This is a genomic window from Pseudomonas mucidolens (assembly GCF_900106045.1).
In the GTDB taxonomy this organism is placed as follows: domain Bacteria; phylum Pseudomonadota; class Gammaproteobacteria; order Pseudomonadales; family Pseudomonadaceae; genus Aquipseudomonas; species Aquipseudomonas mucidolens.
This window is the reverse complement of the sequence record NZ_LT629802.1, coordinates 3,879,885-3,899,483: the sequence shown is the minus strand read 5'-3', so window position 1 is coordinate 3,899,483 and position 19,599 is coordinate 3,879,885. Positions and strand designations below refer to the sequence as shown.

Here is a 19,599-nt window from a genome sequence, read left to right as displayed (position 1 = left end):
AAACACGCGTTATCGTTGACGTTTTTCGCGAGCAAGCTCGCTCCTACAGTGGTCGAGGGCTCGCCCCTCCCCACAAATTACAGGTCAAGGGTCAGGCTGACGGTGAAGTTACGTGGTTCGCCGGGGTTGACCCAGTAGTTACTGTAGGAGCGCTCGTAGTACTTTTCATCGAACAGGTTGTTGAGGTTCAACCCCACAGTGACGTTCTCGCTGGCCTTGTAATGGGCCAGCAGGTCGACGGTGTGATACGCCGGCAATTCAAAACTTTTACCGGCCTCGCCGGAGCGATCACCGACATAGGTAAACGCCGCGCCCAGGTCCGAGCCGCGCAGCATACCGTTCTGAAACTCATACACGCCCAACAGGCTGCCGCTGTGTTTGGCCACACCTAGAATGCGGCTGCCGGCGGGAATGTCCTTGTCGCCCTTGGTCACTTCGGCGTCGATGTAGGCATAGGCGCCGATTACCCGCACGGCGTCAGTCAACTGTCCGCTCAGTTGCAGGTCGAAACCCTGGCTGCGCGCCTTGCCGATGGCGCGCTGGGTGTCGGTGCTCGGGTCGGTGGCAAGCACATTTTCCTTTTCGATATGGAAGGCGGCGAGGGTGGCGCTCAGGCGGTCGTCGAAAAGTTCGCTCTTGATCCCCACTTCATAACCGACACCTTCCTCGGGCTTGAACGATTTGCCGCCCGCGTCGAGGCCATTGTTGGGCTTGAACGAGGTGGAGGCGTTGGCGAACACGCCGACTTGCGGGGTCAACTGATACAAAAGGCCAGCGCGCTGGGTCAGGGCATCATGGGTCTGGCGGCTCTTGGCGTGGTTGCGCGTGAAATCGTCGGTGCTTTGCTCGAAGTGTTCGAACCGCGCGCCGATCATGCCCCGCAGACGGTCAGTGAAAACAATCTGGTCCTGCAGGTTCAGCGCCTGGCTTTTCACCTGTTCGAAGAAGTCGGTGCCGGAGCGCTCGCCATTGGGCTTGGGCTGGCCGTAGATCGGCTTATAGATATCGATGGGGTAGCTGCCGGCAATCGCGGTGACCCGCTCCTTCTTGCGATAGTCCTCGTACTCGGTGCCGATCAGCAGTTCATGCTGCCAACTGCCGATATCGAACAGCCCGCGCAATTCCAATTGAGTGATGCTGTCGTGCCAGCCCATGGAACGTTCGCGATAGCGGCGCTCGATGCTGCGCTCGCCGGGGATCAGCGCGCGGTTTTCCGAGGCATCACCCCACAGGCTGCCTTGCTTGTAATGGCTGGCGAGACGCAGATTCCAGGCATCGTTCAGGTGATGCTCAAGGGTCGCTTGCACGCGGTTGTTGTGGTTGCGGATGTCGCCGTCGTTGGGTTCACCGAGGAACGTCGAGCGCGACATGCCGCCCCAACCATTGCCGGGGGCCACCAGGCCGCGGTCGAAGGTCGAGCTGTGGCGCACGAATTCGCTTTCCACCAACAGGCTGGTATCCGGGTCCAACTGCCAACTGATGGACGGGGCGACGAATACCCGTTTGCTCTGCACGTGGTCGCGGAAGCTGTGATTGTCTTCCATCGCCAGGTTGACCCGCGTCAGCACCCGGCCTTCGCTGTCCAGCGGAGTGTTGACGTCAAGCGCGGTGCGGTAGCGATCCCAACTGCCGGCGCTGGTCTGCAGCCTGGTGAAGGCTTCGGGTTGTGGTTTCTTGGTGACGATATTGACGGTGCCGCCGGGATCGCCACGCCCATACAGGCTGGCGGCCGGGCCCTTGAGCACTTCGATGCGTTCGAGATTGGCTGCGTCCGGGGTGCTGGGGTAACCACGGTTGGCGCTGAAACCGTCCTGGTAGAACTCCGAGGTAGTGAAGCCGCGCACGCTGTATTCATACAACGTCAGGCCGCCGAAATTGTTCTGCTTGGACACGCCGCCGGCGAACTCGAGGGCGCGCTCGACATTGGTACTGCCCAGATCCTTGAGTACCGTGGCGGGAATCACACTGATCGATTGTGGGATATCCCGCAGGGCGGTGTCGGTCTTGGTCGCGCTGGCCGAGCGGGTCGCGCGGTAACCGGTGACCGGTCCGGTGGCGGACTCATAAGCATCGGCGGTGACGCTGATGGCATCCAGTTCAAGGGCGCCGGTATCCTCGGCGAGTACCGGATCTACCAACAATCCGAGGGCGATACCGGCCAGGGGAGCAAACTTTCGAGACGTCATGGTCTAGCGTTCCAATGTCATTATTGAAACAATATAACATGACCAATGAGAATTTATCTCTTTAGGACGCTGGGTTTATTCCTCGTCCTTCACCGGTGCCGTGACAGGTGGTGGGCGCAGGCCGACTTCAGCCAACAGTTTGATTTCCTTGCCATTGCGCATCACCTGGATGGCCACCTTGTCGGTCGGTTTGATCCGCGCCACCTGATTCATCGAGCGACGACCATCACCCGCGGGCTCCCCGTCGATGCTGAGGATCACATCGCCAATCTGCATGCCGGCCTTTTCTGCCGGGCCGTCGCGCAGGATGCCGGCGATGACGATCCCCGGACGCCCAGTCAGTCCAAAGGATTCGGACAGTTCCTTGCTCAGCGGTTGAACTTCGATGCCCAGCCAGCCACGTATCACCTGGCCGTGTTCGATGATCGACTTCATCACGTCCATCGCCAGTTTCACCGGGATCGCGAAACCGATGCCCTGGGAACCGCCGGATCTCGAGAAGATTGCGGTGTTGATTCCGGTCAGGTTGCCATTCGCGTCCACCAGCGCCCCGCCCGAGTTGCCGGGGTTGATCGCGGCATCGGTCTGGATAAAGTCTTCGTAGCTGTTGAGGCCCAATTGATTGCGCCCGGTGGCGCTGATGATGCCCATGGTCACGGTCTGGCCGACCCCGAACGGGTTGCCGATGGCCAGCGCGACGTCACCGACGCGCAGGCTCTCGGAGCGACCGATGGTGATCGCCGGCAGATTTTTCAGATCGATTTTCAGCACCGCGAGGTCGGTTTCCGGATCGCTGCCTACCACGCGTGCCAGGGTTTCCCGGCCATCACGCAGGGCCACGACAATCTGGTCGGCCCCGGTGCTCACGTGGTTATTGGTCAGGATGTAGCCTTCCGGGCTCATGATCACGCCTGAACCCAGGCTTGACTCCATCCGCCGCTGCTTGGGCGAGTTGTCGCCGAAAAAGCGTCGGAACTGGGGGTCTTCGAACAACGGATGCGCCGACTTGTTGACGACCTTGGTGGTGTACAGGTTGACCACGGCCGGCGCCGCGACGATCACGGCATTGGCATAGGTGACCGGGCCTTGTTGCACCGCAGTGGTTCGCGGTGCCTGTTGCAGATTGACGTCCAGGCTCGGCAGACCGACCCATTCGGGGTAACGCTGAATAATCAGCATGGCGATCAGTACGCCGGCCAGCAATGGCCATCCAAAAAAACGCAGCGCCTTGAGCATCAAGTAATCCTGACAGGTTGCAGGGGGCGGGAGAGCGCCCATAATGTCGCGCATTATACGAGGCCGCGAGCGCCTCTGAACGGGATATTTAGGAGTCTTTTATGGCCGTTGCCCTCAACACCCTCGTCGAAGAGGCTGACCGTTACCTCGCCAGCGCGAAAATCGCCGATTACTGCCCCAATGGACTGCAGGTCGAAGGCCGGCCGCAGGTGTTGCGTATCGTCAGTGGCGTGACCGCCAGCCAGGCCTTGCTGGACGCTGCGGTGGAGGCCCAGGCCGATCTGGTGTTGGTGCATCACGGGTATTTCTGGAAAGGCGAAAACCCGTGCATCACCGGCATGAAGCAGCGCCGCCTGAAGACGCTGCTCAAACACGATATCAGTCTGCTGGCTTATCACTTGCCGCTGGACCTGCACCCGGAAGTGGGGAATAACGTGCAGCTTGCGCGGCAGCTGGAGATCACCGTCGAAGGCCCGCTGGACCCGCAGAACCTCAAGGTCGTCGGTCTGGTGGGTTCTCTGGCCGAGCCGGTGTCGGCCCGAGATTTTGCCCGCCGCGTCCAGGAATCCATGGGCCGTGAGCCCTTGTTGATCGAAGGCAGCGGGATGATCCGCCGTGTGGGTTGGTGCACGGGCGGTGGCCAAGGGTATATCGATCAGGCCGTGGCGGCCGGCGTCGACTTGTACCTCAGCGGTGAGGCTTCGGAGCAGACTTTCCATAGCGCCCGGGAAAACGACGTCAGTTTTATCGCTGCCGGTCATCACGCCACCGAACGCTATGGCGTACAGGCGCTGGGGGATTACCTGGCGCGACGTTTCGCCCTCGAACACCTATTTATCGATTGCCCGAACCCGATCTAAGCCTCACCCCATTTGATCGGGATGACCGGTCCGCGCAGCCAAACCTCGGAGCATATTCATATATCGTTTCGATCTAGTTGGGCCCCTGATTAGAAGCAGTTGCTGTGCTAGCATGCCTCGCTCGAACACGGCCCGCTGGCCGTCCATAAGATCGTTTTTCCGTGAGTAGCCATGGTCGACAAACTGACGCATCTCAAACAGCTGGAGGCGGAAAGCATCCACATCATCCGCGAGGTCGCCGCCGAGTTCGACAACCCGGTGATGCTCTACTCGATCGGTAAAGACTCCGCCGTGATGCTGCACTTGGCGCGCAAGGCATTTTTCCCGGGAAAACTGCCATTCCCGGTGATGCACGTCGACACCCAGTGGAAATTCCAGGAAATGTACAAGTTCCGCGACCGCATGGTTGAAGAACTGGGTCTGGACCTGATCACTCACATCAACCCGGACGGCGTGGCGCAAGGCATCAACCCGTTTACCCACGGCAGCGCCAAGCACACCGATATCATGAAGACCGAAGGCCTCAAGCAGGCCTTGGACAAACATGGTTTCGATGCCGCTTTCGGCGGCGCCCGTCGCGATGAAGAGAAATCCCGCGCCAAGGAGCGCGTGTACTCGTTCCGCGACGGCAAGCACCGCTGGGACCCGAAGAACCAGCGTCCGGAACTGTGGAACGTCTACAACGGCAACGTCAACAAGGGCGAGTCGATCCGCGTGTTCCCGCTGTCCAACTGGACCGAGCTGGACATCTGGCAGTACATCTATCTGGAAGGCATCCCGATTGTCCCGCTGTACTTCGCCGCCGAGCGCGACGTGATCGAGAAGAACGGCACGTTGATCATGATCGACGACGAGCGGATCCTTGAGCACCTGTCCGACGAAGACAAAGCCCGAATCGTCAAAAAGAAAGTACGTTTCCGTACCCTTGGCTGCTACCCGTTGACGGGCGCGGTGGAGTCCGAGGCCGAAAGCCTGACGGACATCATTCAGGAAATGCTCCTGACGCGAACTTCCGAGCGCCAGGGCCGGGTCATCGATCACGATGGCGCAGGCTCGATGGAAGATAAAAAACGTCAAGGCTATTTCTAAGGGGCTGTCATGTCGCATCAATCTGATTTGATCAGCGAGGACATCCTCGCCTACCTGGGCCAGCACGAACGCAAGGAAATGCTGCGCTTTCTGACCTGTGGCAACGTCGACGACGGCAAGAGCACGTTGATCGGGCGTCTGTTGCATGACTCCAAGATGATCTACGAAGACCATTTGGAAGCTATCACCCGCGACTCGAAGAAAGTCGGCACCACGGGCGACGACATCGACCTGGCGTTGCTGGTTGACGGCCTGCAGGCCGAGCGTGAGCAAGGCATCACTATTGATGTGGCCTACCGCTATTTTTCCACCGCCAAACGCAAATTCATCATTGCCGACACCCCCGGCCATGAGCAGTACACCCGCAACATGGCCACCGGTGCGTCTACCTGTGACCTGGCGATCATTCTGGTGGACGCCCGCTACGGCGTGCAGACCCAGACCCGTCGCCACAGCTTTATCGCTTCGCTGCTGGGCATCAAGCACATCGTCATCGCGATCAACAAGATGGACCTCAATGGCTTCGACGAAAGCGTGTTCGAGTCGATCAAGGCCGATTACCTGAAGTTTGCCGAGGGCATTGCCTTCAAGCCGAGCACCATGGCTTTTGTGCCGATGTCGGCGCTCAAGGGCGACAACGTGGTGAACAAGAGCGAGCGTTCGCCCTGGTACACCGGCCAGTCGCTGATGGAGATTCTTGAAACCGTCGAGATCGCCAACGACCGCAACTACACCGACCTGCGTTTCCCGGTGCAGTACGTCAACCGTCCGAACCTGAACTTCCGTGGTTTCGCGGGCACGCTGGCCAGTGGCGTCGTGCACAAAGGTGATGAAGTGGTGGTATTGCCGTCGGGCAAGAGCAGCCGCGTCAAATCCATCGTCACCTTTGAAGGTGAGCTGGAGCACGCCGGTCCCGGCCAGGCCGTGACCCTGACCATGGAAGACGAGATTGATATCTCCCGTGGTGACTTGCTGGTACACGCCGACAACGTGCCGCAAGTGAGCGACGCCTTCGACGCCATGCTGGTGTGGATGGCTGAAGAACCGATGCTGCCGGGCAAGAAATACGACATCAAGCGCGCCACCAGCTACGTGCCGGGTTCCATCACCAGCATCGTCCATCGCGTGGACGTCAATACCCTGGAAGAAGGTCCGGCGAGCGCCTTGCAACTGAACGAGATTGGCCGGATCAAGGTCAGCCTCGACGCGGCTATCGCGCTGGACGGCTATGCCAGCAACCGCACCACCGGCGCGTTCATCGTGATTGACCGCTTGACCAACGGCACCGTGGCGGCGGGCATGATCATCGCTGCGCCGGTCAACCATGGCAGCGCGGCGCAGCACGGCAAACTGGCCCACGTCGCCACCGAAGAACGCGCCCAGCGCTTCGGCCAGCAGCCGGCCACCGTGCTGTTCAGCGGCCTGTCGGGCGCCGGCAAAAGCACGTTGGCCTATGCCGTCGAGCGCAAGCTGTTCGATATGGGCCGTGCGGTGTTTGTGCTGGATGGCCAGAACCTGCGTCACGACTTGAATAAGGGGTTGCCACAGGATCGTGCCGGACGGACCGAGAACTGGCGTCGTGCGGCGCACGTTGCACGTCAGTTCAACGAGGCCGGCCTGCTGACCCTGGCGGCGTTCGTGGCACCGGATGCCGAAGGCCGTGAACAGGCCAAGGCGCTGATCGGCAGCGAGCGTCTGCTCACGGTCTACGTGCAGGCTTCGCCGCTGGTATGTGCCGAGCGCGATCCGCAAGGGCTGTATGCGGCGGGAGGGGATAACATCCCTGGCGAATCCTTCCCGTATGACGTGCCGTTGGATGCCGACCTGGTGATCGACACCCAGGCCCTGTCGCTGGACGACAGCGTCAAGCAAGTGCTGGAACTGTTGCGTCAGCGCGGCGCGATATAAGCGGCAAACTGCAATCTGTAGGAGCGAGCTTGCTCGCGAAAATCGTCAACGATTTCGCGGGCATTCTGAATGGGCGCGGTGCCCTCGGATTTTTCGCGAGCAAGCTCGCTCCTACAGGGTCAGGCAGGAAAATCGCGATGCAGTTGCTCCAGAAGGGCGTCCTTTTCTGTCCACAGGCCATTGATCCAGCCCTGAAATGCCACCCGGTACTCACCCTCCTGCTCGTAATTCTTGCCAATGAACTCGGCCGGAATCTGCACCTCTTCAAAGTGCACCACCACCTCCTTCACATTCCCGCACAGCAAATCCCAATACCCAGGGCGCCCGGCAGGGTAGTGAATGGTCACGTTGACCAGTGATTTCAACTGCTCGCCCATGGCGTCCAGCACGAAGGCAATCCCACCCGCCTTGGGTTTGAGCAGGTAGCGAAACGGTGAATGCTGCTGGGCATGTTTGCCTGGCGTAAAGCGCGTGCCCTCGGCAAAGTTGAAAATACCCACCGGATTGGCGCGAAATTTCGCGCAGGTCTTGCGGGTGGTCTCCAGGTCCTTGCCTTTCTTTTCCGGATGCTTTTCCAGATAGGCCTTGCTGTAGCGCTTCATGAATGGAAAGCCCAGGGCCCACCACGCCAGGCCAATCACCGGGACCCAGATCAGTTCCTGCTTGAGGAAGAACTTCAACGGGCGGATACGGCGGTTTAGCACGTACTGCAACACCATGATGTCGACCCAGCTCTGGTGGTTGCTGGTCACCAGATACGAGTGTTGGTAGTCCAGGCCTTCCAGGCCGCTCAAGTGCCAGCGAGTGCGCTGTACCAGGTTCATCCAGGCCTTGTTGTTACTGATCCAGGCCTCATGGGTGTGGTTCATCAGTCCTTCGCTCAAGCGCTTGGCAAACGGCAGCGCCTTGAACAGCGCGACGATAAACAAGAACGAACACAGCAGGATCGTGTTCAACGCCAACAGCAGCGAGGCGATTACCCCGCGCAGGGCGGCAGGCAGAAAATCCAGCATTTAGGCGTCCACAGGTCGGTTGGCGGCTTGAATGGCGGTCAGGGCGATGGTGTAGACAATGTCGTCCACCTGCGCCCCTCGCGGCAGATCGTTAACGGGTTTGCGCAGGCCCTGGAGCATCGGGCCCAGGCTGACGCAATCGGCACTGCGTTGCACCGCTTTATGGGTGGTGTTGCCAGTATTGAGGTCGGGGAATACGAACACGGTGGCCTTGCCCGCCACCAAGCTGTTGGGCGCCAGTTGCCGGGCGACACTTTCATTGGCGGCGGCGTCGTACTGCAGCGGGCCATCGATCAACAGCGAATGCTGTTGTTCGTGGGCAAGCAGCGTGGCCTCGCGGACTTTTTCCACTTCTTCGCCGCTGGCCGAGTCTCCGCTGGAGTAGCTGATCATCGCCACTCGCGGCGTGATGCCGAACGCGGCGGCCGAGTCGGCGCTTTGCAAGGCGATTTCCGCCAGTTCGCTGGCGCTCGGGTGCGGGTTCATCACGCAGTCGCCGTACACCAGCACCTGTTCGGGGAACAGCATGAAAAACACCGACGAGACCAAGGTGCAGCCCGGCGCGGTTTTAATCAGTTGCAGGGCCGGGCGGATGGTATTGGCGGTGGAGTGGATAACCCCGGACACCAGGCCGTCGACCTCATCCAGGGCGAGCATCATGGTGGCGATCACCACGGTGTCTTCCAGTTGTTGCTCGGCCATCGGCGCATTCAGGCTTTTGCTCTTGCGCAGCGCCACCATCGGCTCGACATAGCGCTCGCGAATCAGGTCTGGATCGAGAATCTCCAGGCCTTCGGGCAGTTCGATACCATGGGCGCGGGCCACGGCCTCGACATCGGCAGGCTTGGCCAGCAGCACGCAGCGAGCGATACCGCGCGCCTGGCAGATGGCGGCGGCTTGCACGGTCAACGGCTCGCTGCCTTCGGGCAGGACGATACGCTTGTTGGCGGCTTGGGCGCGCTGGATCAACTGATAACGGAACACCGCCGGCGACAGGCGCATTTCCCGTGGTGTGCCGCAACGCTGGTGCAGCCAGCGCGCATCCAGGTGGCTGGCGACGAAATCAGTGATGATTTCCGCGCGTTCGCGGTCATCGATCGGAATTTCCTTGTTCAGGCTGTTGAGCTGGTTGGCGGTGTCGTAGGAACCGGTGCTCACCGACAGCACCGGCAACCCGGCCTGGAAGGCGCCACGGCACAGCTCCATGATCCTTGGATCGGGCAGGGTGTCGCTGGTCAGCAGCAAGCCGGCCAGGGGCACGCCATTGATGGCGGCGAGGCTGACGGCGAGGATGATGTCGTCGCGATCACCGGGCGTCACCACCAGGACACCCGGCTTGAGCAACTCCACGGTGTTGCGCATGGTCCGCGCGCAAATAATGATTTTGCTCATGCGCCGGGTTTCATAGTCGCCGGCGTTGAGAATCTGTGCACCCATCAGGTCGGCCACGTCGCGGGTGCGTGGGGCGTTGAGTTCGGGCTGGAACGGAATGCACCCCAATAGCCGGAAATCACCGCTGCGCAACAGCGGAGAATGCTCCTTGAGGCGTGCAGCGAAGGCTTCCATGCTTTCGTCGGTCTGTACCTTGTTGAGAATCACCCCGAGCACTTTCGGGTCTTTCGGACCGCCGAACAATTGCGCCTGCAATTCGACCCGGCCCGACAGTTCGGTCAATACTTCGTTTTCCGGCGCCGAGACCAGGATTACTTCGGCATCCAGGCTTTTTGCCAAGTGCAGATTGACCCGCGCCGCATAGCTGGCGCTGCGCGTCGGGACCATGCCTTCGACGATCAGCACGTCCTTGCCCACGGCGGCCTGCTGGTAAAGGGTGATGATTTCTTCGAGCAGTTCATCCAGTTGGCCATCGCCGAGCATGCGCTCGACATGGGCCAGGCCCAAGGGCCGGGGAGGCTTCAGGCCGTGGGTGCGCGCCACCAGTTCGGTGGAGCGCTCCGGCCCGGTATCGCCGGGATGCGGCTGGGCAATCGGTTTGAAGAAGCCGACTTTCAGTCCGGCCTGTTCCAGGGTGCGCACCAGCCCGAGGCTGATGGAGGTCAGACCCACACCAAAGTCGGTGGGTGCGATAAAAAAAGTCTGCATGCGAATTCTCTGGAGTTGCATGGCTTCGGTGGCGTTCCATAAATCAGCGCCTACCGGGAATCAGGTGCCAAGGTTATCGTTATCCGGGCTCTGCGCACACCAGCCACAGGCAAAGGGCTGACCTATTTTTTCAAGGCGTTGCGCAGGGTCGATGACCCACGCCCGGGATTGCCATGGCGGCTGGTGGCGCAGGTGTTGCGTATGCCCGCACGAAAGCTCGACGACCCAATGTTGCTCTTCGTCCTGATGAAAACCGACGACCGTCGAGTCACTGGATAGACTCCGTCTGTCCGGGTTGTGTTCGCTTTCGGGCAAATCCTTGTTTAGACTTGTCCGTTCTTCATTCTTCTGCAAAAGGTCTCGCCCCATGACGATCGCCGCTAACAAGGCTGTCTCCATCGACTATACCCTGACCAACGACGCTGGTGAGGTCATCGACAGCTCAGCCGGCGGCGCGCCGCTGGTCTACCTGCAAGGCGCAGGTAACATTATCCCGGGCCTGGAAAAGGCGCTGGAAGGCAAAAACGTTGGTGATGAGCTGACCGTTGCCGTAGAACCTGAAGATGCCTACGGCGAATACTCCGCCGAACTGGTCAGCACCCTGAGCCGCAGCATGTTTGAAGGCGTTGATGAACTGGAAGTGGGCATGCAGTTCCACGCTTCCGCTCCGGACGGCCAGATGCAGATCGTGACCATCCGTGATCTGGACGGCGATGACGTCACCGTTGACGGCAACCATCCGCTGGCTGGCCAGCGCCTGAACTTCCAGGTCAAGATCGTCGCTGTCCGCGACGCTTCCGAGGAAGAAATGGCGCACGGCCACGTGCATGGCGAAGGCGGTCACCAGCATTAATTGATGAGTCAGGCTCGTCAGTTGCAAATAAAGGCGCCTTCGGGCGCCTTTATTGATTGGTGGCTATTCTTGCCGACTTGGCGGTTGTAATCTCGCACGACCGTTACGAAGAACATGGGAAATCTGGAGTTCGTCATGAGTGCTTTCCACGACCTTAAACTCAAAGCTCTGGATGGTCAGGAGCTGCCTTTGGCGCCCTTCAAGGGGCAAGTCGTGCTGGTGGTCAATGTCGCCTCCAAATGTGGCTTGACACCGCAGTACGCGGCGCTGGAAAACCTCTATCAGCAATACAAGAACCAGGGTTTCACCGTGCTCGGGCTGCCATGCAACCAGTTCGCCGGGCAAGAGCCAGGCACCGAGCAGGAAATCCAGGCGTTTTGCAGCCTCAATTACGGCGTGACCTTTCCCTTGGGCAGCAAGCTCGAGGTGAATGGCCCCGAGCACCATCAGTTGTATCGTTTGCTGGCGGGTGAGGGCGCAGAGTTTCCTGGCGACATCACCTGGAATTTCGAGAAGTTTCTGCTGGGCAAGGACGGTCGGGTACTGGCGCGATTCTCTCCGCGTACGCCACCTGAAGATCCTTCTATCGCTCAGGCGATCGAGAAAGCCCTGGCCTGATTTCGGACATCGGTGGAACTGCTGAGGCGCTCTTCGCACTTTTATCCCTTAATCACGCTGATCAATAGTGCTATCGCGTGCGTGCGGGGCCCCATATTATCCGCGTCATAAAATCTTTATGCGCGGAGTGCTCCCATGTCTGTCCAAGCGTTGTTCAAACCTTTCCAGCTCGGCGCACTGCAGTTGCCGACCCGTGTCGTCATGGCACCGATGACCCGCTCGTTTTCCCCGGGGGGCGTGCCCAACTCCAAGGTGATCGAGTACTACCGTCGCCGCGCCGCTGCCGGTGTGGGCCTGATCATCACCGAAGGCACGGTGGTCGATCATCAGGCTTCCAATGGCTATCCGAACGTCCCGCACTTCTACGGTGAGGCCGCGCTGGCTGGCTGGAAGAAAGTCGTTGAGGCGGTGCATGCCGAAGGCGGCAAGATCGTCCCGCAGTTGTGGCACGTCGGCAGTGTGCGGCGTATCGGCACCGAGCCGCACGTCAGTGTGCCGGGCTACGGCCCGATGGAAAAACTCAAGGACGGCAACGTCGTGGTCCATGGCATGACTGCCCAGGACATCAAGGACGTGATCGGTGCCTTTGCCCAGGCAGCCAGGGATGCCCAGAGCATTGGCATGGACGGCGTGGAAATCCACGGCGCTCACGGTTATCTGGTGGACCAGTTCTTCTGGGAAGGCACTAACCAGCGCACGGATGAATATGGCGGCAGCCTGGCCAATCGTTCGCGGTTCGCCATCGAGCTGATTCAAGCCGTGCGTGCGGCGGTCGGTCCCGAGTTTCCGATCATCTTGCGCTTCTCTCAATGGAAGCAGCAGGATTACACCGCGCGGCTGGTGCAAACCCCCGAGGCGTTGGCAGAGTTCCTCACACCACTGGCTGATGCGGGTGTGGATATTTTCCATTGCTCTACCCGCAGGTTCTGGGAACCGGAGTTCGATGGTTCCGAGCTGAACCTGGCGGGTTGGACCCGCAAGCTCAGCGCAAAACCGACCATCACCGTGGGCAGTGTCGGTCTGGACGGCGAGTTCCTGCAGTTCATGGTCAACACTGACAAAGTGGCGCAGCCGGCGAGTCTGGAAAAACTCCTGGAGCGCCTGAACAATGATGAGTTCGACCTGGTGGCCGTGGGCCGTGCGCTGTTGGTCGATCCGGACTGGGCGGTGAAGGTCCGTGAAGGGCGCGAAGGCGACATCTTGCCGTTCAGTCGCGAGGCGTTGACCACGCTGAGTTAAATCCGCCGACAGGCATCGCGGGCTCGCCCCGCGATGCTCAGATCAGTCTTGAACCGTCCGTCACCACCAATGTCTCACCGCACGCGCCGCGCAATTGGTGTTCAAACTGCTCGATAATCGCGGGCCAGCCTTGACGGCTGGCATGCTGCCGGGCATTGAGCCGTACCCGCCGCAGACTCTCGCGCCCCTCCAGCAACCAATTGGCGGCATCGCAAAATGCCTCCTCGTCCCCCGGCATCGCCAATACGCCGTTGTAGCCATGACGGATATGCTGGGTTGCGGCCGCCTGGTCGTACGCCACCACACCGAGACCCGAAGCCATGGCTTCAAGGACCACGTTGCCAAAGGTTTCGGTAAGACTGGGGAACAGAAACAGATCACCGGACGCGTAGTGCCGGGCCAATTCTTCGCCACGCTGAGGGCCGCAAAAAATCGCCTCGGGCAGTTCTCTCTCCAGCATCGCCTGTTGCGGGCCGTTGCCGACGATGATCAGCTTCAAATGCCGCTGTGGATAAGTGGCCTGCAGTGAGTCGAAGCAGCGTTTGAGCAGGCCGAGGTTCTTCTCCGGGGCCAGGCGTCCGACATGCAGCACTGCAACGTCGTCAACGCCCAGGCCCCAGCTTTCGCGCAAGGCATTGTCGTGCTTGGCCGGGTGAAACAGCAGGCTGTCGACACCGCGCGCCAACATGCCCAGACGCTCGAAGTTGCGCCGCTCAAGCTCCACGCGCTGGCTGACGCTGGGCACCAGGGTCAAGGTCGAACGGTTATGAAACCAGCGCAAGTAATGAGTCAGTACCCGACTCAACATACCCAGGCCGTACTGGCTGGAATATTGCTGAAAGTTGGTATGAAAACCGCTGACCACGCTGATCCCCAGACGTCGTGCCGCCCGCAGTGCCGACAGACCCAGTGGGCCTTCGGTGGCGATGTACAGCACATCCGGCCGCTGGCGCTTCCAGCGTCGTAGCAATTTGTGCATCGACGACTGGCCCCATTGCAGGCCCGGATAACCTGGCAGCGGCCAGCCCCGGCAAAGCATCAGGCCATCGTCATTGGGCCGGCGTTGATCGCTGCCCTGGCGAGGACGGATCAGTTCCACCTGGTGGCCACGGGCGCGCAGTCCGTCACACAAGCGGCCGAGGGTATTGGCCACCCCGTTGATTTCTGGCGGGAAGGTTTCGGTAATCAGCGTGATATGCAGCAAGGCGTTCTTCATGGCCCTAGTGTCGACGTGGGCCATGTCGCCATTGTGTCATCGGGATGATGGATTTGTGACCGCTCAGGCCTTCTTTACGCGCATCGTCTCGGCGCCTTGCTCGCGTACCCAAAACAGCGTGGCCCCGGCCACCGCAGCCGGCATCATCAGCAAATTGAGCACCGGCACCAGCAACACCAGATAGACGCTGCCACCGAAGCTCATGCTCTGCCAGCGCTTCTGGCGCAGCCAGGCCAGCATCTCGTTCCAACCCAGTTTATGATTGTCAGCGGGGTAATCGATGTATTGGATCGCCATCATCCACACGCCGAACAGCAACCACAGCGGCGCCGCCACCAGGTTGACCACCGGGATGAACGACAGGATAAACAAGCCTATCGCCCGCGGCAGGAAATAACCCAGCTTGCGCATTTCTCGGGCCAGGGTGCGGGGGACCATGGCGAACAGTTCGCCCCAACTGAATGCAGGAAAATCATCGGTGCCGCGCACCACCACTTCGACTTTCTCCGCGAGAAAGCCATTGAACGGTGCGGCAATGATGTTGGCGAGCATGGTAAAGGTGAAGAACACCATCAGCACCACCAGCACCACGAACAGTGGCCAGAGGATGTAGTTGAGGAAACTCAGCCAGTTGGGAAGCGTCGGCATCAGGGTGTCGACCCATAGGCTGAACTGGTGGCCGGCGAAATAGATCAGACCGACGAACAGGATCAGGTTGATTGCCAACGGCAGCAGGACAAACAGGCGCAGACCAGGACTGAGTACCAGTTTGAGGCCTTCGCGCAGGTATTGTGGGCCTGAGAGGACAGGGGCGGGCATTGATAACTCCGGACAAAAGAGACGAACGTGCCGACGTTACCGGCTTTGCCTGAAGGGCGAAAGCGCGGTCAGCATGTCGACATTAACTGTAACAAAGGTGTCGATTAATAGCGGTTACAGGATAGAGACCGCCTATGAGCTGGATTGTTATTCCGTATTTCCTTAATCTTGCCCACCTCGTTACGCTGCACCCATTATTTTCAGGACCTTGCGAGTTAAAGCCTTCTCCAAGTGCTTCGTGGTCCTTTTTTATTCCAGCCGCTGTGTAGTCCGAGCGGTCGATAGGAGTGAGTCATGTCTGATACCCGTCATTCGCGAGTGATTATTCTTGGTTCCGGCCCTGCCGGTTATAGCGCTGCGGTCTACGCGGCGCGGGCCAACCTCAAGCCGCTGCTGATTACTGGCATGCAGGCGGGCGGTCAGTTGACCACCACCACTGAAGTCGACAACTGGCCGGGCGATGTTCACGGCCTGACCGGGCCAGTGCTGATGGAACGCATGAAAGAACACGCCGAGCGTTTCGAAACCGAAATCGTGTTTGATCACATCAACGCGGTCGACTTTTCGAAAAAGCCTTACAGCCTGACCGGTGACAGCGGCGTCTACACCTGTGACGCGCTGATCATCGCCACCGGCGCCAGCGCTCGTTACCTGGGTCTGCCGTCGGAAGAAGCATTCATGGGCAAAGGTGTTTCGGCCTGTGCGACCTGCGACGGTTTTTTCTACCGCAACAAGCCGGTGGCCGTGGTCGGTGGTGGCAACACCGCAGTCGAAGAAGCGCTGTACCTGGCCAATATCGCCAGCACCGTGACCCTGGTTCACCGCCGTGAAACCTTCCGCGCCGAGAAGATCCTGATCGACAAGCTGCACGCGCGGGTTGCCGAAGGCAAAATCATCCTCAAGCTCAACGCGACCCTGGATGAAGTCTTGGGTGACACCATGGGCGTGACCGGTGCCCGCCTGAAAAACAACGACGGCAGCTTCGATGAGCTGAAAGTCGACGGCGTATTCATCGCCATCGGCCACACGCCGAATACCTCGCTGTTCGAGGGCGTGCTGGAAGCCAAAGACGGTTACCTGGTGGTGCAGGGCGGTCGTGAAGGTAATGCCACGGCCACCAACCTTGAAGGTGTCTTTGCCGCTGGTGACGTGGCCGACCACGTGTATCGCCAGGCTATCACTTCGGCGGGCGCTGGTTGCATGGCGGCGCTGGATGCTGAGCGTTACCTCGACGGGCTGCAGAACGCTTCGTTCTAAACCTGTTGCACAAAAAAGGCTTGTAGGAGCGAGCTTGCTCGCGAAAAACGTCAACGATAACGCGTTCATTCTGGATAAACGCGGTGCCTTTGAGTTCTTCGCGAGCAAGCTCGCTCCTACAGGGCTTAACCGATCGGCATCAGGCTGCGAGGCCGGTTTTTTATACGTGGCTCAGGATTTTCGCGTCAGCGGCTGTGCGGCAAACTTGACCCCCGACAGCCCGTGCTCGATCAGCGCACGAATATTCCCATGATCACAGCCCTCAGGCGTGGCCAGCACCGAACGATAATGTTCGCCAAACGCCAACAGCGCTTCCTGATCGCTCAAACCTTCCAGCAGCGCCAGGCCCAGCGTCTTGCACGAGCCTTCGTTCTGCCCGGCGGCGTTTTCCACGGCGCCATTGTTGAACGCTTGCGGCTGGTAGTCGTAACCGGCGGCGATAAACGCCAGGGTCTCGGCAAAAACGTGTTCGCCGCTGTTGAGGCTGGCGCGCAGGGTATTCAGATCACTCATGGGATTTTCCTTTGGCAAACGCCGCGTGTTGTTCGGCGCTGGCTTCTTTCTGGTATTGGGCTTTCCACTCGGCGTACGGCATGCCGTACACCACCTCGCGCGCGTCATCGAGGCTGACCTCGATCTGGCGCTCATCGGCTTCGGCCTTGTACCACTTGGACAGGCAGTTGCGACAGAAACCGGCAAGGTTCATCAGGTCGATGTTTTGCACATCCTTGCGGCTGTCCAGGTGTGCAACCAACCGGCGAAAGGCGGCGGCTTCAAGTTCAAGGCGTTGTTGATCGTTCATGGGGGGGCTCTTCGAGACAGCTTTAAGGGGGTAAGCAGCTGCAAGTGGAATGGGGGCGGCCGTAAGCTTGCGGCTTACAGCTTGCCGCTTGTAGCTGAGCGACTTGCAGCGAGTGTTATCGACACCGACTCGGCAAATCGCAACGCATGGGGCTTGTCGACTTCGACTTCGGCGTAGAGCACCGATTCATTGCTCATCACCAGGTCCAGCAGTTCCTGGGTCAAACGCTCCAGCAGGGCAAAACGGTTGCCTTCCACATGGGCGATGATCGCCTTGGTGATGGTGCGGTAGTTCAACGCGTGGTCGATGTCATTGTCGCGCACCGCATCTTGTGCGGCGTACAAGATGCTCACATTGATCAACACATCCTGTTTGTTGAGGATTTCATCCTCGTTGATCCCGATAAAGGTACGCAGACGCAGGTCCTTGACCCGGATGCGTGCCATGCCTGGTTGAAGTTGTGGCATTGCTACTTGCTCCGTCCGATCAGTTGCAGGAACTCCATACGGGTGGTGTTCGACTCGCGGAACGCGCCGAGCATCACCGAGGTGTTCATGGTTGAGTTCTGTTTTGCTACGCCGCGCATCATCATGCACATGTGCTGGGCTTCGATGACCACCGCTACGCCGGCCGCCTGGGTCACGCTCTGGATGGCCTCGGCGATTTGCTGCGTGAGGTTTTCCTGGATCTGCAGGCGTCGCGCGAACATGTCGACCAGGCGCGCAATCTTCGACAGGCCCAGGACCTTGCCCGTTGGAATATAGGCGACATGGGCCTTGCCAATAAAGGGCAGCAGGTGATGTTCGCACATCGAATACAGTTCGATGTTGGCGACGATCACCATTTCGTCGCTGTCCGAGGTGAACAGCGCACCATTGACGATGTCCTCGACGCTCTGGCTGTAGCCGTGACACACGTACTGCATGGCTTTGGCCGCGCGTTTTGGCGTGTCGAGCAAACCTTCGCGATCCGGGTCTTCACCCAGGTCCTTGAGAATCTCACGGTAATGGTGGGGCAGGGATAAAGTCATGCAGCATCCTCGCAAACGGCTTACTTGATATGCCGCCCGCCGTTGACGGTCAGCGTGGTACCGGTGACATAAGGGTTATCCAACAGGTAGCGCAGGCTCTGGTAAATCACTTCTGCGCCGGGTTCGATGCCGAGTGCCGACTTGGCCAGGACCTTGGCGCGATAGGCCGCATTGTCGTCTTGATTGAACATCACCATCGCTGGTGCGATGCCGTTGACCTTGATCTGGGGGGCGTACTTGGCGGCAAAAGACAGGGTCAGGTTATCGAGCCCGGCCTTGGTGGCACAGTAGGCAATGTGCTGGCGGCTGCCCTTGCGGGTGACGTCATCGCTGATATGCACAATGTCGGCGGGCGTGGACTGCTGGAGCAAGCTCGCACAATGCAGGTTGATCAGGTACGGCGCAAGCATGTGTACGCTGAACATGTCGATAAAGGCGCGGCTTTCGCCCCCCGGCGTTTCCGCCGTCCAGGCCGAAGCATTGTGAATGATCGCCCGCAGGCGCTCGGTATGCGTCTTCAGTTCGGCAATAAAGGCCAGGATACCGGCCTCGGAGGAAAAATCGGCAAACACCGCGATTGCACCCCGGTCGCGCAAGCGCTGTACATCGGGACGTTCAGTGCGATAGCTGAAAATCACCGGCTGCTGCGCGTCCAACAGACGCAACGCGCAGTGCAGGCCGACGCGTTGGCCGGCACCGGTGATCAGGATCGGGGCGAGGGTAGTGGTCATGGCAGGCTCAGGTCGCAGACAGGCTAAAACTATACCAGCGACCGGCCGTTGAATGGACTCAAACGGTCGCTTCGCAGGGTTTTGCCGGTGCTGGTGCGGGATTCAACCAGCCTGCCAGCAGATACGTCGACAGGGGAATGAACAGATAGACCATCAACGGGGTGAGGACCAGGGTGCTGATCAGCACACGACTGAACATTCCAAGCTCGACGAGCAGGGGTTCAAGCCCGAAATTGAACAGCAGCGACACCGGGAAAAACGCCAGCCAGATGGCGACCGCCTGTTTCCAGCGCAGTGGGCGCTGGCCCACGCCACCAAACCAGCCGTCCATGCCCCTGACCCGGTGTTCCGAAGGGTTGGCGAACAACTCGCTGCCGCGATCGAGCCAGGCGCTGCGAGAGGCCGAGAACTCCCAGGCATGTAGCGTCTGTTCGTCGGCGAAACGGAAGATAATCTGGAATTCGTCGTCATCGGCAGGGGGCGCGAGCACACCGGAGCCCAGATAGCCGGGAAAGTCGGTGGCCAGTTGCTCGCCTTCACGCAACCAGCTCATCAAGTCCTGATAACGCCCTTTAGCCACACGACGTGCAACCATCAAGGTGACGGGTAAGGTAGACATTGTGTATCTCCAGGTAGGTGGCA

General features: G+C 59.8%; 20 protein-coding genes. 7 read left to right on the top strand and 13 right to left on the bottom strand.

Features of this window, described 5'->3' with window-relative positions:
* Positions 1-77: 77 nt before the first annotated feature.
* Positions 78-2,186: a TonB-dependent siderophore receptor gene (locus BLU75_RS18050; RefSeq protein WP_084379341.1), complete on the bottom strand. Its 2,109-nt coding sequence runs from the start codon at positions 2,184-2,186 to the stop codon at positions 78-80.
* 75 nt (positions 2,187-2,261) lie between these two features.
* On the bottom strand, positions 2,262-3,422 hold the full coding sequence (gene algW / locus BLU75_RS18045; protein WP_084379342.1) for a Do family serine endopeptidase AlgW: 1,161 nt from the start codon (positions 3,420-3,422) through the stop codon (positions 2,262-2,264).
* A gap of 101 nt (positions 3,423-3,523) precedes the next feature.
* Here algW and BLU75_RS18040 point away from each other — a divergent pair, with 101 nt between their 5' ends.
* From BLU75_RS18040 to cysN, 3 genes are all read left to right on the top strand, one after another.
* The gene (locus BLU75_RS18040; RefSeq protein ID WP_084379343.1) at positions 3,524-4,282 is read left to right on the top strand and encodes a Nif3-like dinuclear metal center hexameric protein; all 759 of its coding nucleotides are present in this window, start codon (positions 3,524-3,526) and stop codon (positions 4,280-4,282) included.
* A 171-nt stretch (positions 4,283-4,453) separates the two neighbouring features.
* Positions 4,454-5,371, top strand: coding sequence for a sulfate adenylyltransferase subunit CysD (cysD, locus tag BLU75_RS18035; protein ID WP_084379344.1), 918 nt, complete (start codon positions 4,454-4,456; stop codon positions 5,369-5,371).
* A gap of 9 nt (positions 5,372-5,380) precedes the next feature.
* Positions 5,381-7,279: a sulfate adenylyltransferase subunit CysN gene (gene cysN / locus BLU75_RS18030; RefSeq protein ID WP_084379345.1), complete on the top strand. Its 1,899-nt coding sequence runs from the start codon at positions 5,381-5,383 to the stop codon at positions 7,277-7,279.
* Positions 7,280-7,398: 119 nt separating this feature from the next.
* Here cysN and BLU75_RS18025 read toward each other — a convergent pair whose 3' ends face one another.
* From BLU75_RS18025 to BLU75_RS18015, 3 genes are read right to left on the bottom strand one after another with little or no spacing between them, the layout of a single operon-like run.
* Positions 7,399-8,292: an acyltransferase gene (locus tag BLU75_RS18025; RefSeq protein WP_084379347.1), complete on the bottom strand. Its 894-nt coding sequence runs from the start codon at positions 8,290-8,292 to the stop codon at positions 7,399-7,401.
* Positions 8,293-10,392 (bottom strand): phosphate acetyltransferase, encoded by a 2,100-nt coding sequence (gene pta / locus BLU75_RS18020; protein ID WP_084379348.1) that lies wholly within the window; start codon positions 10,390-10,392, stop codon positions 8,293-8,295. It abuts the gene before it with no gap.
* A 60-nt stretch (positions 10,393-10,452) separates the two neighbouring features.
* Positions 10,453-10,791 (bottom strand): DUF3565 domain-containing protein, encoded by a 339-nt coding sequence (locus BLU75_RS18015; protein ID WP_084379349.1) that lies wholly within the window; start codon positions 10,789-10,791, stop codon positions 10,453-10,455.
* On the opposite strand from BLU75_RS18015, the gene BLU75_RS18010 reads away from it, so the two are divergent.
* From BLU75_RS18010 to BLU75_RS18000, 3 genes are all read left to right on the top strand, one after another.
* Positions 10,760-11,245 carry an FKBP-type peptidyl-prolyl cis-trans isomerase gene (locus BLU75_RS18010; protein ID WP_084379350.1) on the top strand — a complete coding sequence of 162 codons (486 nt, stop codon included), beginning with the start codon at positions 10,760-10,762 and terminating at the stop codon, positions 11,243-11,245. The genes BLU75_RS18015 and BLU75_RS18010 overlap by 32 nt on opposite strands.
* A 135-nt stretch (positions 11,246-11,380) precedes the next feature.
* Complete coding sequence (locus BLU75_RS18005; RefSeq protein ID WP_084379351.1) at positions 11,381-11,863, top strand: glutathione peroxidase; 483 nt, start codon at positions 11,381-11,383, stop codon at positions 11,861-11,863.
* 135 nt (positions 11,864-11,998) lie between these two features.
* Positions 11,999-13,102: an NADH:flavin oxidoreductase gene (locus BLU75_RS18000; RefSeq protein WP_084379352.1), complete on the top strand. Its 1,104-nt coding sequence runs from the start codon at positions 11,999-12,001 to the stop codon at positions 13,100-13,102.
* Positions 13,103-13,139: 37 nt separating this feature from the next.
* Here the strand turns inward: BLU75_RS18000 and BLU75_RS17995 are convergent, their stop codons facing one another.
* Both BLU75_RS17995 and cysZ read right to left on the bottom strand, forming a co-directional pair.
* A complete protein-coding gene (locus BLU75_RS17995) occupies positions 13,140-14,318 on the bottom strand; it encodes a glycosyltransferase family 4 protein (RefSeq protein WP_084379353.1) in 1,179 nt (392 codons plus the stop codon).
* A 63-nt stretch (positions 14,319-14,381) separates the two neighbouring features.
* Entirely contained in the window at positions 14,382-15,137 is a 756-nt protein-coding gene (gene cysZ, locus BLU75_RS17990; protein WP_084379354.1) for a sulfate transporter CysZ, read from the bottom strand.
* A gap of 294 nt (positions 15,138-15,431) precedes the next feature.
* On the opposite strand from cysZ, the gene trxB reads away from it, so the two are divergent.
* The gene (gene trxB, locus BLU75_RS17985; RefSeq protein WP_084379355.1) at positions 15,432-16,394 is read left to right on the top strand and encodes a thioredoxin-disulfide reductase; all 963 of its coding nucleotides are present in this window, start codon (positions 15,432-15,434) and stop codon (positions 16,392-16,394) included.
* Positions 16,395-16,565: 171 nt separating this feature from the next.
* Here the strand turns inward: trxB and BLU75_RS17980 are convergent, their stop codons facing one another.
* From BLU75_RS17980 to BLU75_RS17955, 6 genes are all read right to left on the bottom strand, one after another.
* Positions 16,566-16,907, bottom strand: a complete 342-nt coding sequence (locus tag BLU75_RS17980) for a HopJ type III effector protein (protein ID WP_084379356.1) — start codon at positions 16,905-16,907, stop codon at positions 16,566-16,568.
* Positions 16,900-17,196, bottom strand: coding sequence for a DUF1244 domain-containing protein (locus tag BLU75_RS17975; RefSeq protein WP_084379357.1), 297 nt, complete (start codon positions 17,194-17,196; stop codon positions 16,900-16,902). The genes BLU75_RS17980 and BLU75_RS17975 overlap by 8 nt, the downstream gene beginning before the upstream one ends.
* Positions 17,197-17,270: 74 nt before the next feature.
* Positions 17,271-17,663, bottom strand: coding sequence for a dihydroneopterin triphosphate 2'-epimerase (gene folX / locus BLU75_RS17970; protein WP_084379358.1), 393 nt, complete (start codon positions 17,661-17,663; stop codon positions 17,271-17,273).
* Between the two features lie 2 nt (positions 17,664-17,665).
* Positions 17,666-18,226 carry a GTP cyclohydrolase I FolE gene (folE, locus tag BLU75_RS17965; RefSeq protein ID WP_084379359.1) on the bottom strand — a complete coding sequence of 187 codons (561 nt, stop codon included), beginning with the start codon at positions 18,224-18,226 and terminating at the stop codon, positions 17,666-17,668.
* 20 nt (positions 18,227-18,246) lie between these two features.
* Positions 18,247-18,957, bottom strand: coding sequence for a dihydromonapterin reductase (gene folM / locus BLU75_RS17960; RefSeq protein WP_084379360.1), 711 nt, complete (start codon positions 18,955-18,957; stop codon positions 18,247-18,249).
* A gap of 58 nt (positions 18,958-19,015) precedes the next feature.
* Entirely contained in the window at positions 19,016-19,576 is a 561-nt protein-coding gene (locus BLU75_RS17955; protein ID WP_084379361.1) for an antibiotic biosynthesis monooxygenase, read from the bottom strand.
* Positions 19,577-19,599: the final 23 nt, after the last annotated feature.

Bases quoted from the DNA above. Each gene is read 5' to 3' on its own strand.
- cysD (WP_084379344.1), top strand. From the start codon at position 4,454: ATGGTCGACAAACTGACGCATCTCAAACAGCTGGAGGCGGAAAGCATC.
- BLU75_RS18025 (WP_084379347.1), bottom strand. From the start codon at position 8,292: ATGCTGGATTTTCTGCCTGCCGCCCTGCGCGGGGTAATCGCCTCGCTG.
- BLU75_RS18010 (WP_084379350.1), top strand. From the start codon at position 10,760: ATGACGATCGCCGCTAACAAGGCTGTCTCCATCGACTATACCCTGACC.
- BLU75_RS17995 (WP_084379353.1), bottom strand. From the start codon at position 14,318: ATGAAGAACGCCTTGCTGCATATCACGCTGATTACCGAAACCTTCCCG.
- cysZ (WP_084379354.1), bottom strand. From the start codon at position 15,137: ATGCCCGCCCCTGTCCTCTCAGGCCCACAATACCTGCGCGAAGGCCTC.
- folE (WP_084379359.1), bottom strand. From the start codon at position 18,226: ATGACTTTATCCCTGCCCCACCATTACCGTGAGATTCTCAAGGACCTG.
- cysN (WP_084379345.1), top strand. From the start codon at position 5,381: ATGTCGCATCAATCTGATTTGATCAGCGAGGACATCCTCGCCTACCTG.
- folM (WP_084379360.1), bottom strand. From the start codon at position 18,957: ATGACCACTACCCTCGCCCCGATCCTGATCACCGGTGCCGGCCAACGC.
- BLU75_RS18040 (WP_084379343.1), top strand. From the start codon at position 3,524: ATGGCCGTTGCCCTCAACACCCTCGTCGAAGAGGCTGACCGTTACCTC.
- folX (WP_084379358.1), bottom strand. From the start codon at position 17,663: ATGCCACAACTTCAACCAGGCATGGCACGCATCCGGGTCAAGGACCTG.
- BLU75_RS17955 (WP_084379361.1), bottom strand. From the start codon at position 19,576: ATGTCTACCTTACCCGTCACCTTGATGGTTGCACGTCGTGTGGCTAAA.
- algW (WP_084379342.1), bottom strand. From the start codon at position 3,422: ATGCTCAAGGCGCTGCGTTTTTTTGGATGGCCATTGCTGGCCGGCGTA.
- BLU75_RS18005 (WP_084379351.1), top strand. From the start codon at position 11,381: ATGAGTGCTTTCCACGACCTTAAACTCAAAGCTCTGGATGGTCAGGAG.
- BLU75_RS18050 (WP_084379341.1), bottom strand. From the start codon at position 2,186: ATGACGTCTCGAAAGTTTGCTCCCCTGGCCGGTATCGCCCTCGGATTG.
- BLU75_RS17980 (WP_084379356.1), bottom strand. From the start codon at position 16,907: ATGAGTGATCTGAATACCCTGCGCGCCAGCCTCAACAGCGGCGAACAC.
- trxB (WP_084379355.1), top strand. From the start codon at position 15,432: ATGTCTGATACCCGTCATTCGCGAGTGATTATTCTTGGTTCCGGCCCT.
- BLU75_RS18000 (WP_084379352.1), top strand. From the start codon at position 11,999: ATGTCTGTCCAAGCGTTGTTCAAACCTTTCCAGCTCGGCGCACTGCAG.
- pta (WP_084379348.1), bottom strand. From the start codon at position 10,392: ATGCAGACTTTTTTTATCGCACCCACCGACTTTGGTGTGGGTCTGACC.
- BLU75_RS17975 (WP_084379357.1), bottom strand. From the start codon at position 17,196: ATGAACGATCAACAACGCCTTGAACTTGAAGCCGCCGCCTTTCGCCGG.
- BLU75_RS18015 (WP_084379349.1), bottom strand. From the start codon at position 10,791: ATGGAGACAGCCTTGTTAGCGGCGATCGTCATGGGGCGAGACCTTTTG.